Origin of the sequence: Microbacterium sp. MYb64 (assembly GCF_002979495.1) — a bacterium.
Taxonomy (GTDB): Bacteria; Actinomycetota; Actinomycetes; order Actinomycetales; family Microbacteriaceae; genus Microbacterium; species Microbacterium azadirachtae_A.
Map to the genome: position 1 here is coordinate 39220 of NZ_PCOW01000027.1, position 15910 is coordinate 55129.

The 15910-nt window shown below is 70.6% G+C and carries 15 protein-coding genes; 13 read left to right on the plus strand and 2 right to left on the minus strand.

The genetic code is table 11. The features are described 5' to 3' along the window. Positions 1 to 67: 67 nt before the first annotated feature. Positions 68 to 1030: a sugar-binding transcriptional regulator gene (locus CQ044_RS17685; RefSeq protein WP_045273243.1), complete on the plus strand. Its 963-nt coding sequence runs from the start codon at positions 68 to 70 to the stop codon at positions 1028 to 1030. A 54-nt stretch (positions 1031 to 1084) separates the two neighbouring features. Here the strand turns inward: CQ044_RS17685 and CQ044_RS17690 are convergent, their stop codons facing one another. After that, positions 1085 to 2224, minus strand: a complete 1140-nt coding sequence (locus CQ044_RS17690) for a glutamate--cysteine ligase (protein WP_105689683.1) — start codon at positions 2222 to 2224, stop codon at positions 1085 to 1087. 92 nt (positions 2225 to 2316) lie between these two features. Between CQ044_RS17690 and CQ044_RS17695 the strand changes: the two genes are divergently transcribed. The 12 genes from CQ044_RS17695 (at position 2317) to CQ044_RS17750 (ending at position 14628) form a co-directional block, all read left to right on the plus strand. After that, positions 2317 to 2979, plus strand: coding sequence for a GntR family transcriptional regulator (locus CQ044_RS17695; RefSeq protein ID WP_105689684.1), 663 nt, complete (start codon positions 2317 to 2319; stop codon positions 2977 to 2979). A gap of 94 nt (positions 2980 to 3073) precedes the next feature. Further along, the gene (locus tag CQ044_RS17700) at positions 3074 to 4261 is read left to right on the plus strand and encodes a branched-chain amino acid ABC transporter substrate-binding protein (protein ID WP_105689685.1); all 1188 of its coding nucleotides are present in this window, start codon (positions 3074 to 3076) and stop codon (positions 4259 to 4261) included. Between the two features lie 73 nt (positions 4262 to 4334). Beyond that, positions 4335 to 5222 (plus strand): branched-chain amino acid ABC transporter permease, encoded by an 888-nt coding sequence (locus tag CQ044_RS17705; RefSeq protein WP_181158377.1) that lies wholly within the window; start codon positions 4335 to 4337, stop codon positions 5220 to 5222. A gap of 1 nt (position 5223) precedes the next feature. Continuing rightward, on the plus strand, positions 5224 to 6417 hold the full coding sequence (locus CQ044_RS17710; protein ID WP_105689686.1) for a branched-chain amino acid ABC transporter permease: 1194 nt from the start codon (positions 5224 to 5226) through the stop codon (positions 6415 to 6417). After that, the gene (locus tag CQ044_RS17715; RefSeq protein ID WP_082076828.1) at positions 6414 to 7334 is read left to right on the plus strand and encodes an ABC transporter ATP-binding protein; all 921 of its coding nucleotides are present in this window, start codon (positions 6414 to 6416) and stop codon (positions 7332 to 7334) included. The genes CQ044_RS17710 and CQ044_RS17715 overlap by 4 nt, the downstream gene beginning before the upstream one ends. Next, on the plus strand, positions 7331 to 8041 hold the full coding sequence (locus CQ044_RS17720; protein ID WP_105689687.1) for an ABC transporter ATP-binding protein: 711 nt from the start codon (positions 7331 to 7333) through the stop codon (positions 8039 to 8041). The genes CQ044_RS17715 and CQ044_RS17720 overlap by 4 nt, the downstream gene beginning before the upstream one ends. A gap of 129 nt (positions 8042 to 8170) precedes the next feature. Beyond that, the gene (locus CQ044_RS17725; RefSeq protein ID WP_105689688.1) at positions 8171 to 9397 is read left to right on the plus strand and encodes an FAD-binding oxidoreductase; all 1227 of its coding nucleotides are present in this window, start codon (positions 8171 to 8173) and stop codon (positions 9395 to 9397) included. Continuing rightward, the gene (locus CQ044_RS17730) at positions 9394 to 9639 is read left to right on the plus strand and encodes a (2Fe-2S)-binding protein (RefSeq protein WP_045273237.1); all 246 of its coding nucleotides are present in this window, start codon (positions 9394 to 9396) and stop codon (positions 9637 to 9639) included. The genes CQ044_RS17725 and CQ044_RS17730 overlap by 4 nt, the downstream gene beginning before the upstream one ends. Next, complete coding sequence (locus CQ044_RS17735; protein WP_105689689.1) at positions 9636 to 10994, plus strand: FAD-dependent oxidoreductase; 1359 nt, start codon at positions 9636 to 9638, stop codon at positions 10992 to 10994. The genes CQ044_RS17730 and CQ044_RS17735 overlap by 4 nt, the downstream gene beginning before the upstream one ends. A 156-nt stretch (positions 10995 to 11150) precedes the next feature. After that, complete coding sequence (locus CQ044_RS17740) at positions 11151 to 12083, plus strand: dihydrodipicolinate synthase family protein (protein WP_045273235.1); 933 nt, start codon at positions 11151 to 11153, stop codon at positions 12081 to 12083. A 55-nt stretch (positions 12084 to 12138) separates the two neighbouring features. Beyond that, on the plus strand, positions 12139 to 13140 hold the full coding sequence (locus tag CQ044_RS17745) for a proline racemase family protein (protein ID WP_105689690.1): 1002 nt from the start codon (positions 12139 to 12141) through the stop codon (positions 13138 to 13140). A gap of 9 nt (positions 13141 to 13149) precedes the next feature. Further along, positions 13150 to 14628 (plus strand): aldehyde dehydrogenase family protein, encoded by a 1479-nt coding sequence (locus CQ044_RS17750; protein ID WP_105689691.1) that lies wholly within the window; start codon positions 13150 to 13152, stop codon positions 14626 to 14628. Between the two features lie 63 nt (positions 14629 to 14691). Here CQ044_RS17750 and CQ044_RS17755 read toward each other — a convergent pair whose 3' ends face one another. Further along, positions 14692 to 15876 (minus strand): amidohydrolase family protein, encoded by a 1185-nt coding sequence (locus CQ044_RS17755; protein WP_105689692.1) that lies wholly within the window; start codon positions 15874 to 15876, stop codon positions 14692 to 14694. Between the last annotated feature and the right edge of the window lie 34 nt (positions 15877 to 15910).

Here is a 15910-nt window from a genome sequence, read left to right on the forward strand (position 1 = left end):
CCCGTATGGTCAAGCAGGCTGCACGAATGTGCAAGAATCGGTCGGATCGATCCTCGGAGGGCCAGGAATGGATGAACGGAAGCGCCAGTCGAAGGCCGTCGCCGCGCTCACGGCGGCACGGCTGTACTACCTGCAGGACAAGACGATGGACGTCATCGCGGAGGAGCTGGAGACGTCCCGGTCCTCGGTGTCGCGTCTGCTGAGCTATGCGCGCGAGGTCGGCCTCGTCGACATCAGGATCAACTCGCCCCTGGAGCACGCGGGGGAGCTCGAGCAGCAGCTGCACGACCGCCTGCACGTGACCGCGCACGTGGTGCCGATGCCGGAGAGCGTGACCGAGGTGGAGCGGCTGGAGCGCGTGGCGCTCACCGCCGGCCGCCTGCTCACCCAGATCATCGACTCGAACATGGTGGTCGGCCTCGCCTGGGGCTCGACGATCAGCGCGGTCAGCCGTGATCTCGGGCAGAAGGAGACCCGCGGCACGACCATCGTCCAGCTCAACGGCGCCGGCAACACCCTGACCAGCGGCGTGGAGTACTCGAGCGAGATCCTGCAGAGGTTCGGATCCGCCTTCGGCGCGCAGGTGCAGCAGTTCCCCGTGCCCGCGTTCTTCGACGACCCCCGTACCAGGGAGGCGATGTGGCGGGAGCGCAGCACACTTCGCGTGCTGGATCTGCAGGCCAAGATGGACCTCGCCGTGTTCAGCGTCGGCTCCCCGAGCGCCGAGGTGCCCAGCCGCGTCTACGTGGGCGGCTATCTCGGCCGCGACGACTACCGGAGCCTGCGCGAGGACAGGGCGATCGGCGACGTGGCGACCGTGTTCTTCCGCGCCGACGGCACCTGGAAGGACATCGCGGTGAACGCGCGTGCGACGGGGCCGGGGCTGGATCGGCTGCGCCGCGTCGCGCGGCGGTTCTGCGTCGTCGCCGGGGCGCAGAAGCTGCCCTCGCTGCGGGCGGCGATCGGTGCGCGGCTGGTCACCGACGTCGTGCTGGACGAGGGGCTCGCGCGTCAGCTCGTCGAGGGCTGATCCCTCGCGGCTCTCCGGACCGTCCTCCCAGGCCCTGGACCGGGCGCCGAGGAATCAGAGGGTCTCCGGGCCCGAGCGGAACTCGCGGATCAGGTGATCGACCACCTCGTGCAGGTCGCCACCTGTCGCGTCGGCGACCGCGACCTGGCGCTCGTAGCTGGCGCCGTCCCGCAGGATGTCCGCGACCCCGCCGAACTGCGCCGAGCACTGCAGCTCGGCGGCGATGGGGGAGAGGCGCTCCAGCTCCTCGGCCAGGTGCGCCCGCACCGAGCGCTGCGTGCCGTCGGCCGACACGATCACCTCGGCATCGAGCCCGTACCGCGCCGCGCGCCACTTGTTCTCGCGGTGGAACCACGGGGCGAGTACGGCGAGCGGTCGCCCCTCGTCGAGATCGCGCGAGAACGACTCCACGAGCACCTGAGTGAGGGCCGCCACGGCGGCGAGCTCACGCAGGGTGGACATGCCGTCGCAGGCGCGCACCTCGATCGTGCCCCAGCGCGGTGCGGGGCGGATGTCCCAGCGCACCTCCGTCGCATCGGCCATCACTCCTGTGCGCACCATGTCGTCGAGGTAGCCCTCGTAGGCCTCCCAGTCCGGCAGCGGCCAGGGCAGGCCCGCCGTCGGCAGCTGCTGGAAGACGAGGGCGCGGTTGGAGGCGTAGCCGGTGCGCTCCCCGGCCCAGAACGGGCTGGAGGCGGCGAGGGCCTGCAGGTGCGGCAGATACGAGGTGAGCGCGCCGACGATCGGCAGCACCTTGTCGCGGTCCTCGACCCCGACGTGCACGTGGATGCCCCAGATCATCATGTTGCGACCCCACCACTGGGTCTTCTCGATGAGCGAGTGGTAGCGCGTCTTGTCGGTGACCTGCTGATCGAACCACTGCGCGAACGGATGGCTGCCCGCGGACAGCAGCTCGATGCCGGCCGGATCCGTCGCCGCCCGCACGGCCGCGATCGCCGCCGCGATGTCCTCGACCGCCGCGGACACGGTGGACCCGATGCCGCTCGTGACCTCGATCGTGTTCGTCAGCAGCTCGCCCGTGACGGTGTGCCGCTCGTCGGCGCTCGCGCTCTCCAGATCGTGCAGGAGTTCTGGGGCGCGGCCGACGAGATCTCCGGTGGCCGGATCGGCGAGCATGAGCTCCCACTCCAGCCCGACCGTGGAACGCGGCGAGGAGGCGAACTCGATCGGCATAGGGCCTCGATTCGGTGCGGGAGGTCGTCGGCCAATGATCGCACGCGCGGCGCTAGCATGTGCCGTATGACGTTTTGCGACGGGTGCCGCGCATGAGCACTGGATCCATCCTCGTGCCTGCAGAGAGTCTGAGGGAACAGGTCGAGCGCATGATCGCGGCGCGGATCGTGTCGGGGGAGACGCCTCCGGGCGAGGTGCTGACCGTACCAACCCTCGCCGGCGACTTCGGCGTGAGCGCCACTCCGGTGCGCGAGGCCATGCTGAACCTCGCCCGCCGCGGATTCCTGCGGCCGATCCGCAACCGGGGCTTCCAGGTGACCGAGGTCTCCGCCGATGAGCTGCACCAGCTCACGGAGGTGCGCCTGCTGTTGGAAGCCCCGCCCATGCGACGAGTCGCCGGCGCGGTCGACGGAGCTCTCGCGAAGGAGCTGCGCGAGCTCGCCGACCGGATCGTCGCGGCGGGCAGGGCTCGCCGCTTCGAGGAGTACCTCGAGGCCGACACCGCGTTCCATCTCCGCGTCCTCGCGGTGACAGGGAACCAGAAGCTGGTCGACACCGTCCGCGAGCTGCGGCAGCAGACCCGACTCGTCGGACTGGTCCGCCTCGCGGACGCCGACGCCCTGGTGCCCACGGCCCTGGAGCACGCGGAGCTCGTCGACCTGCTGGAGGCAGGGGACGGCGAGGGCGCGGAAGCGCTCATGCGCCGCCACCTCGGTCACGTCGGCGGCGTGTGGAGCGGGCACGAGGAGCACTGAGCCGCAGCGCGCCCTTCCCTTCGGGTGTTGCGTGTGAGTAATGTGTCACACGGTAGTAACCACGTATGCAATGACGCATCCAGGAGGCCCTCACATGCACATCCGAACCGCACGCGCACTGCGCGCTTTGTCCGTCGTCGCCGCAGCAGGCGCACTGATCCTCACCGCCGGCTGCTCCGGGGGCCTCGCGGGCGGAGGCGACGGCGGATCGGGCGCTGCATCAGGCCCGATCAAGCTCGGCATGCTCGCCCCCTTCTCCGGCAGCGAGTCCGCGTTCGGCAACTACATGAAGAACGGGGCGCAGCTCGCGATCGACGAGATCAACGCCGACGGCGGGATCGACGGCCGCAAGCTCGAGCTCGAGGTGCAGGACGACGGCTGCGACGCGACGACCGCCGTCGCCGCCGCGAACAAGCTCGTCACCGATGGCGTGGTCGCGTCGGTCGGCGGCTACTGCTCCGGTGCCACGCTGCCCACGCTGCCGATCTTCAACGAGGCGAAGATCCCGATGGTGATCCCGGCGGCGAACTCGAACGAGCTCGTCAAGCAGAAGCTCCCCGGCGTGTTCCTCATCAACGGCACTGGCACCCAGCAGGCCGCGTCGGCGGTGAAGTACGCCCAGAAGTCCGGTGCGAAGACGGTCGCGGCGGTCAACGACGCCACCGCCTACTCGAAGGACCTCGCCGACTCGTTCGCGCAGCAGGCGAAGGACGCGGGCCTCACGGTCGACGTCAACGCGGTCATCACGCCCGGTGAGAACGACTACTCGGCCGTCGCGACGCAGCTCTCCGGCGCCAAGCCCGATCTCGTGTACTGGACGGGGTACTACCAGGAGGGCGGCCTGATCGCCCGGCAGTCCAAGGACGCCGGCTTCTCCGGGACGTTCCTCGTCGGCGACGGATCCGTCGATGCGAAGTTCGCCGAGATCGCGGGCAAGGGCTACACCGAGAACGTGCTCGGCACCTTCACGCAGACGCCGGACATGCTCAAGGGCGCCGACAAGTGGATCGCCGACTACAAGAAGCTCGCCGGCGCCGACCCCGGCCCGTACTCGACCCAGTCCTACGACGCGGTCAAGGTCGTCGCCGAGGCGATGAAGACGGCCAAGGGCACCGACTTCGACGGTGTGGTCAAGGCGCTCGAAGGCCTCAAGGACTTCAAGACGCTCGCCGGTCCGCTGACCTTCATGCCCGACCACACCCGGTCGGGCGGCGGCTTCGTGATCGTGTCGATCGATCCCTCCTCCGGCAAGTTCGTCCTCAAGGACGACCTGCAGGGCTGACCGCATCCGGGGGCGGCTCTCCGCGGCCGCCCCCGCCTCGGTCTCCGCTGCCCCGGAAAGGACATCCCTCGTGATGCAACTCATCTGGAACGGCCTCATCGTCGGCTCGTTCTACGCCCTCGTCGCGCTCGGCTACAGCATGGTCTACGGGATCATCAAGCTGCTCAACTTCGCGCACGGCGACATCTACATGCTCGGCGCGTTCGCCGGCTTCGCCACACTCTCGGCCTTCGGGATCTCGAACGAGTCATCGATTCCGCTGCTGCTCGTGATCCTCCTGCTTTCGATGGTGACGACCGGACTCATCGGCGTCGGCATCGAGCGGATCGCATACCGGCCCCTGCGCAAGAGCCCCCGTCTGGCGGTGCTGATCACCGCGATCGGCGTCTCCTTCACCCTGGAGTACGCCGTGCGGCAGATCTTCGGGCCGAACCCCGAGGCGTTCCCGGTGCGGCTCGAGTCCGCCGGCTTCGACTTCCTCGGCATGCGGATCACCCCGGCGCAGATCGTGCTCGTCATCATCGCCGCCGCCCTCATGCTCGTGCTCGCGCACATCGTCGAGCGCACCAGGCAGGGTAGGGCGATGCGAGCGATCGCCCTGGATCCGCAGGGCGCCCAGCTCATGGGCATCAACGTGAACCGGGTGATCGCGACCGTGTTCTTCATCGGATCGGCGCTCGCGGGCGCCGCCGGCGTCATGGCCGGTGCCTACTACGGCTCGATCGACTTCCTGATGGGCTTCATCATCGGCCTGAAGGCGTTCACGGCGGCCGTCATCGGCGGCATCGGCAACCTGTACGGCGCCATGCTCGGCGGCCTGCTGCTGGGCCTGCTGGAGTCGTTCGGATCCGCGTGGTTCGGCGGCGAATGGCGAGACGTCTTCTCGTTCGCCTTCCTCATCCTGTTCCTCACCTTCAAACCGACGGGGCTGCTCGGCGCCCGCGTCGTCGAGAGGATGTGACATGTCCGGCACCACCACCCCAGGCTCCGTGACCTCGGCGCTGCGCGACGCGAAGCTGCGTGCGCCCTCGCCGCTGTTCGACCGTCCGTCCACCCCGCGCGGCGTGTTCTCCTCTCAGCAGGGATTCCTGCGCGCCCTCGGCGGGCTGTGCATCGTGCTCCTCGCCGTGCTCCCGTTCCTCGACGCGTCGCGCTACACGATGTCGATCGCCACGAGCGCGCTCATCTACGTGATGCTGTGCATGGGCCTGAACGTCGTGGTCGGTTACGCCGGCCTGCTCGACCTCGGCTACATCGCCTTCTTCGCGGTCGGCGCCTACGTCTCGGGCATCCTCACCACCGTGGTGGGGCTGCCGATGTGGATGGCGCTGCCCGCGACGATCCTGTGCTGCATAGTGGCCGGCATCATCATCGGCGCGCCGACTCTACGTCTGCGCAGCGACTATCTCGCCATCGTCACGCTCGGTTTCGGCGAGATCATCCGGATCACCGCCAACAACCTGAAGATCACCGGAGGGCCCTCCGGCATCCACGGGATCCCGACGTGGAGCTTCGGAGACTGGAGCTTCGCCGACGGGCTCACGATCGGCGGGCTGGTGTTCCCGCAGCGCGTGCTGTTCTACTACTTCGTCGCGGCGATCGTCGTGCTCGTGGGCGTGATCGGCGCGGGCCGCCTCGCGAAGGGCAAGATGGGCCGCGCCTGGAAGGCCGTCCGCGACGATGAGGACGCCGCCGAGGCCATGGGCATCAACACCTACCTCGCGAAGATCTCCGCCTACATCATCGGCGCGGTCTGGGCGGGTGTCGCGGGTCAGCTCATGGCCACGCACCTGAGCGCGATCAGCCCGAACAGCTTCCAGTTCCTCTACTCCGCCCTGATCCTGATGGCGGTTGTGCTGGGCGGCATGGGATCCACCCCCGGCGTCATCATCGGCGCGCTGTTCGTCTCGCTCGCCCCCGAACTCCTCCGCGACTTCTCCGAGTGGCGCTTCCTCATCTTCGGCGTGCTGCTCGTGGTCGTCATGCTGTTCCGTCCCTCGGGACTCTGGCCCTCCACGGCGATCCTGCCGTGGCTGCGGAAACGGCGGCCGGTGCCGCCGCCCACCCAGGGGTTCCTCGCGCCGGTGCCGGTCGACGAGGACGAGACGCCGCTCGCGGCGGAGGATGCGACCGCGGAAGAGGGTGAGGGGCGATGAGCGCGCTGCTGGAGGTCTCGGAGCTGCGGCTGCAGTTCGGCGGGGTGAAGGCCGTCGACGGTCTCAGCTTCTCGGTGCAGGAGGGCGAGATCCTCGCGGTGATCGGGCCGAACGGCGCCGGCAAGACGAGCGCGTTCAACTGCATCTCCGGGTTCTATCTGCCGACATCCGGATCCGTCGTCTTCGACGGCAAGGACATCGTGCGGGAGGCGCCGGGCTTCTGGCGCCGTCTCCGCCTGGTCGACCTGCTGCAGAGTTTCGGCTTCTACCGGGTGCTGCCGTCGCGGGTGACGAAGTGGGGGATGGCGCGCACGTTCCAGAACCTGCGGCTGTTCCGCGAGCTCAGCGTGCTGGACAACGTGAAGACGGCCATGCACGCGAACCTGCGCGAGGGCTTCTGGGCGACGTTCCTGCATACTCCCGGCTATCGTCGTGCCGAACTCGCCTGCGCCGAAGCGGCGCGCGGCTGGCTCGACTTCGTCGGCTTCACGGATGACGAGAACCTCTACGTGACGCAGCTGCCGTACGGCGAGCAGCGCCGCGTGGAGATCGCGCGGGCGCTGGCCACGAGTCCGAAGCTGCTGCTGCTGGACGAGCCTGCGGCCGGCCTGAACTTCAGCGAGAAGCAGGCGCTCATGCAGCTCATCCGTCGCATCCGCGACCTCGGGGTCGCGGTGGTGCTGATCGAGCACGACATGGGCCTCATCATGGAGCTCGCCGAGCGCATCGTCGTGCTCAACTACGGCAAGGAGATCGCCGTCGGGACGCCGGAGCAGATCAAGAACGATCCGGTCGTGATCGAGGCGTACCTCGGCGTGGAGGACGAGCCCCTCGACGCGACGAAGCTGCAGACCGGCACGGTGGATCTGTCCCTGCTCGAGGGCGACGGCACGACGAAGAAGGGGAAGCGCTCATGAGCTCGCTCACGGTTCAGGCGGCAGACGTCTACTACGGCCGCGTGCACGCGCTGCGGGAGCTGAGCTTCGACGTGCATGAGGGCGAGATCGTCTGCCTGCTCGGCAACAACGGCGCGGGCAAGTCGACGACCATGAACATGCTCTCCGGGCTCGTGCGGCCCAAGAGCGGCACGGTGCGCTGGGGTGACATCGACCTCGCCACGGCGAAGCCCTGGGACATCGTGGCCGCAGGGCTCGTGCACGTGCCGGAGGGCCGGCGGATCTTCTCCACCATGACCGTGCACGAGAACCTGCTGCTCGGCGGATACACCGTGCGGGATCAGAAGCTGATCGCGCAGCGGGTGGATCAGGTCTACGCGCTCATGCCGCGCCTGGCGGAGCGCCGCAAGCAGCAGGGCGGAACCCTCTCGGGCGGCGAACAGCAGATGGTGGCGATCGGGCGTGCGATCGTCGGCGGCCCCAGGCTGCTCCTGCTGGACGAGCCGTCCATGGGTCTCGCGCCGCTCGTGGTCAAGCAGGTCATGGAGACGATCCAGGCGGTGAACGCGCAGGGGACCACGGTGCTGCTCGTGGAGCAGAACGCGAGGGCTGCGCTGCGGATCGCCGACCGTGCGTACGTCGTGGAGACCGGGCGGGTGACGCTCTCGGGTTCGGCGGCCGAGCTCGCGGCGGACGCGAGGGTGGTCGACGCATACCTCGGCGGCTGAACTCCGGTGCGGATCCGCCGAGTCGGCGGATCCGCACCGGAGAGTCGCCTCCGGCAGCTCCGACGACGGTGTAAAATGTCACATGGTACTCGCGTGTCAACGAACGGATGCGCACGTCAGGAGGCGTGAATGAGGGTCGTCGTGATCGGCGCCGGAGCAGTCGGCGCGGCCTGCGCGCTCGCGCTCGTCGAGGCGGGAGCCGAGGTGATCGTCATCGATCGCACGGGTGTCGCGGGGGAGACCTCGAGCCGGTGCGAGGGGAACATCCTCGTCTCCGACAAGGAGCCGGGGGCCGAGGCGGAGCTCGCGATCGAGGCGAACCGCGCATGGCGCGCGCTGGCCGAGAGACTCGACGCGGAGCGCGTCCCCGGTCAGCCCGCGACGGAGTTCGAGGCGAAGGGCGGCATCGTCGTCGCCTTCCCCGGCGGCGCGGACGCCCTGAGCTCCTTCGCGATGTCGCAGAGCGGCATCGGCATCCGCTCCGAGGCCCTGGATGAGGCGGCGCTGCGTGCCGCCGAACCGCACCTGAGCCCCGAAATCGCGCTCGGCGTGCACTACCCCGACGATGCGCAGGTGCAGCCGAGTCTCGCCACGCAGGCGATGCTGGCCCGCGCCGTGCACGGGGGCGCGCGTCTGGTGCTCGACGAGGTGGTGGCGGGCGTCGTCGTCGGCGAGCGAGTGACGGGGGTGCGGACCGTCCGCGGTCTGGTCGAGGCGGACGCGGTGGTCAATTGCGCAGGGCCCTGGGCGGGCGAGGCGGCGGCGCTGTTCGGCAGCACTCTGGACATCCGGCCGCGCCGCGGCACGATCCTCGTCACGGCCGCGATGCCGCAGCGGGTGTTCCACAAGGTGTACGACGCCGACTACGTGGGCGCGGTGAGTTCCGCCGATGCGGCACTGCAGACGTCGACCGTGGTCGAATCCACGCCGTCCGGCACCGTCCTGATCGGGTCCAGCCGCGAACGCGTCGGCTTCTCGGGCGAGGGTCTGCTCGCGCCGCTCTCGGAGATCGCGGCGAAGGCGTCGCGGCTGTTCCCCTTCCTGCGCGACACCATGCTGCTGCGCACCTATTACGGGTTCCGCCCCTATGCTCCCGACCACCTGCCCGCGATCGGCGCCGACGCGACGGTCGCCGGCCTCTTCCACGCGGCCGGTCATGAGGGTGCGGGCATCGGCCTCGCCCCGACCACGGGCGCGCTCATCGCGCACGCGGTCCTCGGCGCCGCGGCGCCGTTGGATCCGACCCCGTTCCTGCCCTCGCGGGCCAGCCTGCAGGGATCCGATGGGCGGGGCGCGGACGGCGTCGGCGCGGAGCACGCGGCGCATGGTTCGAGGGAACAGGAGAGCGCGGCATGACGGTGCAGATCAGCGTGGACGGCGTCGCCGTCTCCGGGCGCGACGGGCAGACCATCGCCGGCGTGCTGCTGTCGTCCGGCCGCCGCACGTGGCGCACCGCGGCGGGGGCAGAGCGCGGCATCTTCTGCGGAATGGGCGTGTGTCAGGACTGCGTGCTCACGGTCAACGGCGTCGAGGGCGTGCGCGCCTGTCAGCGCGAGGCCTGCGAGGGCGACATCGTGGAGCGAGAGGTGCGGGCATGAGCGCGCGGCGTGTGGTGGTCATCGGCGCAGGACCGGCGGGACTCGCCGCCGCGGCCGCCGCGGTCGAGGCTGGTGCGGACGTCACGGTCCTGGATGAGGGCGAACGCGTCGGCGGACAGTTCTGGCGGCACCATCCCGAGCTCACGGATCCGCACCTGCAGCATCAGACCGCACGGTTCCGTCAGCTGCAGGAGGCTCTGTCGGGCGCGCGCGTTCTGTCCTCCGCGTCGGTGTGGCGGATCGAGCCGGGAGCCCCCGTGCGCGTGCACGCCCTGATCGGGCCGGCGGACGCCGCGCAGCGCCGCGGCGAGACCGTGCTGGCCGACGCCCTGGTGATCGCCACGGGCGCGCACGATCGCGTGCTCCCCGTACCCGGATGGACGCTTTCAGGGGTGACCTCCGCGGGCGCGGCGCAGGCACTCGCGAAGCGCGACGGGGTGCGGCTCGGCGCGCGTACGGTGGTCGGCGGAGCAGGTCCGTTCCTCCTGCCCGTCGCGCAGAGCATCGGCCGCGTCGGCGGTGAGGTGGCCGAGATCGTGGAGGCGGCGAGCATCGCGACCATCGCGCGAGGCTGGGGACGGCGTCCCTGGGAACTCACCGCGGCCGCGGGCAAAGCGGGGGAGCTGGCGTCGTACCTGGGCTCGATCGCCGCGCACCGCACGCCGTACCGCTTCGGCTCCGCGGTCACCCGCATCCACGGCGAGTCGGCCGTCGAGGCCGCGACCGTGCAGCGCGTCGACGTCGACTGGCGTCCGATCCCGGGGACCGAGCGTACGGTCGAATGCGACGCGGTCGCGCTCGGCCACGGCTTCACCCCGCGGCTGGAGGCCGCCATCCAGGCCGGCTGCGAGATCGGGGCGGACCGGTTCGTCCGGGTCGGATCGTCGCAGGACACGAGCGTGCCGGACGTGTACGCGGCCGGGGAGATCACCGGGATCGGCGGCGCCGACGCGGCTCTCGCGGAGGGTGCCGTCGCGGGCCTCGCCGCGGCCGGCGTCGCACCGGCGGACATCCGGTTCCGCGCGCCGCTGGCCGCGCGCCGGCGCATGCGCGCCTTCGCCGCCCGGCTCCAGACGCACCGGATCGGCTCCGGCTGGACCCGATGGCTCGACGCCCAGACGATCGTCTGCCGCTGCGAGTCGGTGCGTCGCGATGCCCTCGACGAGTACGCGGCGGCGTCCTCACGGGGGATGCGCCTCGCCACGCGGGCAGGCCTCGGCGCCTGCCAGGCGCGCACGTGCGGGCGCAGCGTCGAGGACATCATCGGCGCCCCCGTGGGCTACGACCGCCGTCCCGTGCTGTCGTCGGTGCGGATCGGCGAGCTCGCCGCGACCTGTCAGGCCCCCGCGGACTGAACCGGTGACGGATCCTTGCCGAGGTTTAGTAGTGGGTGATATGTTACGTACTACTGGCGACGAGGACGTCGCACGACACTTCCCGGAGCGGACCACGCAGCCCGCACACGAGAACCCGGCCATGGCGGCGCGGGAACGGAGAGAATGGACATCGCAATGACTGAGCAGACCATGGACCTCGGCGGCGTCGTCGTCGCGACCACCCTGGCCTTCACCGAGGACTCCTCGGCACCGGCCGGACTCGCCGTCGACTACGACAAGTTCGGCGAGCACGTCGACTTCCTCATGTCCAACGGCTGCCGGGGCGTCGGCCCGAACGGCTCCCTCGGGGAGTACTCCTCGCTCACCGACGAGGAGCGCCGCAAGGTGATCCAGGTCGCCGTCGAGGCCGTGGACGGCCGGGGCATCGTGATCGCCGGCGTGCACGGCGTGGGCAGCCACCAGGCGCGGAAGTGGGCCGAGCTCGCCCGCGAGGACGGCGCGGACGGCGTGCTGCTGCTGCCGCCGACCATCTATCGCGCCAACGAGGGCGAGGTCATCGCGCACTACGAGGAGGTCGCGAAGGCGGGCCTGCCGATCATGGCCTACAACAACCCCTTCGACACCAAGGTCGACCTGGTGCCGTCGCTCGTGGCGAAGCTCGCGCAGATCCCCGAGGTCGTGGCGATCAAGGAGTTCTCGGGCGACGTGCGCCGCGTCTACGAGATCAAGGAACTGTGCGACATCGACATCATCGCCGGTGCCGACGATGTGCTCTTCGAGCTCATGGTGAACGGCGCCGTGGGCTGGTTCGCCGGCTACCCGAACGCCTTCCCGCGCGAGGCCGTCGAGCTCTACACCCTCTGCGCCGAAGGGAAGTGGCACGAGGCGAAGGCGCTCTACGAGCAGCTCGTCGCAGTGTTCCGCTGGGACTCGCGCACCGAGTTCGTGCAGGCGATCAAGCTCTCCATGGACATCTGCGGCAACTCCTACGGCGGCCCCACCCGTCCGCCGCGCGGCCCGTTGAGCGCCGAGCAGCGCGCCCAGGTCACCGCCGACACCGAGCGCGCCCTCGCCGCCCTGGCGGCGCGCTCCGCGGTGGTCGCGTGATGCGAGGCGCGTTCGGGACGGGACGCCGGCTCGGCTGCTCGGCGGGCGCACGCTGATGCGCGCGCGCCGGGTGCTGCAGGCCGTCGACTCGCACACCGAGGGGATGCCGACCCGCGTCGTCACGGGCGGCGTGGGCCGGATCCCCGGCGCGACGATGAACGACCGCCGCCTGTATGCCATGGAGCACCTCGACGGCCTGCGCGGATTCCTCATGAACGAGCCGCGCGGGCACGCCTCCATGTCGGGCGCGCTGCTGCAGCCGCCCGCGCGCGACGACGCCGATTGGGGCGTCGTGTTCATCGAGGCGTCCGGGTTCCTGCCGATGTGCGGGCACGGCACGATCGGCGTGGCCACGGTGCTGGTGGAGACGGGCATGGTCGAGGTGACCGAGCCGGTGACCGAGATCCGGCTGGACGTTCCGGCAGGTCTCGTGATCGCGCGGGTCGCCGTCGAGGACGGCCGCGCCGTGAACGTGACGATCGAGAACGTCCCGAGCTTCGTGGACCGTCTCGACGAGCGGATCCAGGTCCCCGGGATCGGGGAGATCACGTACTCCATCGCTTTCGGCGGCAACTACTACGCTCTCGTCGACCTGGACGAGGTCGGGCTTCCGTTCGACCGGGCGCGCCAGGACGACATCGTCCGCGCCGGCCTTCTGATCATGGACGCGATCAACACGCAGGCGCCGCCCGTGCATCCGGTTCTGGAGGGCGCGAACCACGTGCACCACGTGGAGTTCATCGCCCCCGGATCCGACGCCGTCCGCTCGCGGCATGCCATGGCCATCCACCCCGGCTGGTTCGACCGGTCGCCCTGCGGCACCGGCACGAGCGCCCGTATGGCGGAACTGCACGCCCGGGGCGAGCTCGCGCTGGACGCGCCGTTCGTGAACGAGTCGTTCATCGGCACGGAGTTCATCGGGCGCCTCATCGGCGAGACGACGGTGGGTGACAAGCCCGCCGTGATCCCCACGATCACCGGCCGCGCCTGGGTGACCGGGCTCGGCCAGTACATCCTCGACGGGGACGATCCGTTCCCCGAGGGCTTCGTCTTCTAGGAGAGATGCATGACTGACAGCACGATCACCGTGTCCGAGGTCGCCGCGCGCGCCGCCGCGGCCGCCCGGCCTTTCGCCGCGACCTCGCCCGCGGACCGTGGCGCCGCCCTCGTCGCGGTCGCCGACGCCCTCGACGCGCATGCGGGGGAGCTCATCACGATCGCGATGCGGGAGACCGGTCTCACCGAGGCGCGGCTCACGGGCGAGCTGAAGCGCACGTCCTGGCAGCTGCGGCTGTTCGCTGACACGATCGTCGACGGAGCCTACCTCGACGCGCGGATCGACGACGCCGATGCCGCATACGTGATCGGGCCGCGCCCTGATGTGCGCCGCGTGCTGGAGCCGGTCGGGCCGGTGCTGAACTTCGCCGCATCGAACTTCCCGTTCGCGTTCTCGGTGGCCGGCGGCGACTCCGCGGCCGCTCTCGCGGCGGGCTGCCCCGTCGTGGTCAAGGCGCATTCGGGGCACCCCGAGCTCTCCCGCCGTACGGCCGCGATCGTCGCGGAGACGCTCGAGGGCGCCGGCATGCCGGCCGGCGTCTTCCAGCTCATCGAGGGGCAGCAGAACGGCGTCGCGCTGCTGCAGGACGAGCGGATTCGCGCGGGGGCCTTCACGGGTTCCACGCATGTCGGCCGGATGCTGGCGGATATCGCCGCCGCCCGGTCACGCCCGATCCCGTTCTACGGGGAGCTGGGCAGCGTCAACCCCGTGTATGCGACATACGCCGATGCCGAGCTGCTGCAGGGCTTCGTCGCCTCCGTCGCCGGATCCGCGGGCCAGCTGTGCACGAAGCCCGGCTTCCTGTTCGTGCCGGACGACGCCGACCTGTCCGCCGTGGCACCCGCGGCCGGCGGCGTGGCCGAGCACCGCCTGCTGAACCCCGGCATCGGGCGCGCATTCGAGGGCCGGAGGTCTGCCGTACTCGGTGCGGAGGGCGCGACCGTACTCGCCGAGGGCGAGATCCGCGAAGACGAGAGCGGGCAGCGCCACGCGACTCCCACGGTCGTCGCGGTGGGACTCGACACGCTGCGCGAGCACCGGGAGGAACTGCTCGAGGAGTCGTTCGGGCCGCTGTCCGTCATCGTCCGCTACACCGACGCGGAGGAGCTCCCGGCGGTGCACGAGGAGCTGTTCCCCGGCAACCTCACCTCGACCGTGCACGCGCGTGCGGACGAACTCGCCGACGGATCCCTCGACGCGCTCGTCGACGCCCTGGCCGCCACGAGCGGCCGCGTGCTGTTCGGCGGCTGGCCCACGGGAGTCGCGGTGACGCCGGCGATGCAGCACGGCGGCCCGTACCCGGCGACCACGACCGACGCGACGAGCGTGGGCACCGCCGGCATCACCCGGTTCCTGCGCGGCGTGGCGTATCAGAACGCTCCGCAGGAGCTGCTCCCTGCACCGCTGCGCGACGACAACCCGTGGCGCGTGCCGCAGACGCGCAGTGCGGCAGGCGGCTCGACCGAGTGGGGCGCCTTCGCCCGCTGAGCCGTCAGTACGAAAAGGCGGCCGCCCCTTGACGGGGCGGCCGCCTTTATGGTCCGAGGGGTCTCAGTCGATCGGGCGCCCCGCACGCACCACGGACGCGCGCGCGTCCTGCTCCCACAGGGCCGCCGGCTCGGCGAGCGGGTCGGCCGTTAGCAGCACGGCATCGCCGTACGCTCCGAGTCCAAGATGGCCCGCGCGGTCATCGCGGATGAGGGCGGCGTTGACCGTCGTCATCGAGTGCAGCGTCGCCGCGGCGCCGCTCGCCTCGACCTGCAGCCGCACGCCGCAGAGCTGATCGTCCTCGAGTTCCCCCATGAGGTCGGTGCCGAACCCGACGGGCACGCCCGCGGCGAGCGCGAGGCGCACCGCCTCCTGGCCGTGCGAGAGCACTTCGGCGTTCTTCGCGAGCGAGACGGCGTTGAGTCCGATCCCGGCCCCGCGCCGGTCCATCGCGTCGTAGGCGGCGAGCGTCGGCACGAGGTACGCACCGGCGGCGGCCATGCGCTCCGCGGTCGACGCGTCGATGAGGTTGCCGTGCTCGATCGAGCGCACCCCGTTGTCGATCGAATGCTGCACGGCCTCGGAGGAATAGGCGTGCGCGGCGACGTAGGACCCCTGCCGCGTCGCCTCGGTGACGACGGCGCGCAGTTCGTCCGCGGAGTACTGCGGAACCCGGATCGGATCCGTGAGCGAGAACACACCGCCGGAGGTCATGACCTTGATCGCGTGCGCACCCGTGCGCAGCCGGTTGCGCACGGCGAGGCGCAGCGGCTCGACGCCGTCGACGATCTCGCACATGTGCCCGTGACTGAAGCAGATGTCCACGTGCGCGGAGCGCGGATCCCCGTGGCCGCCGGTCTGGCTCAGCGCCGGGCCGGTGAAGAGGTAGCGCGGCGAGTCGAAGAGATCCGCGTCGATCGCACGGGCGAGGCCGATGTCGCCCCCTGCCACGTCGCGCACGGTGGTGAAGCCGCGGCGCAGCGCCGCACCGAGCCGGCGGGTGCCGTTGATGGCCGCGAAGCTCAGCGGGCCGCGCTCGTCCTCGAGCCCGTCCTGGCTGGTGGCGTAGGCGTGGAAGTGCGCGTCGATGAGGCCGGGGATGACCCAGCGGCCGCGGCCGTCGACGGTCGTGGCGCCCGCTGCCGGGCGATCGGCGACGGCGCCGTCGATGATGTGCAGGTCGCGGTCTTCGAAGCGGTCGCCGTTCCAGACGGCTGCTCCGAGGATGCTGAGGGATCCGGTGCGCATGAGGATGCTCCTTCACAGGGGGTGGGGGGATGCG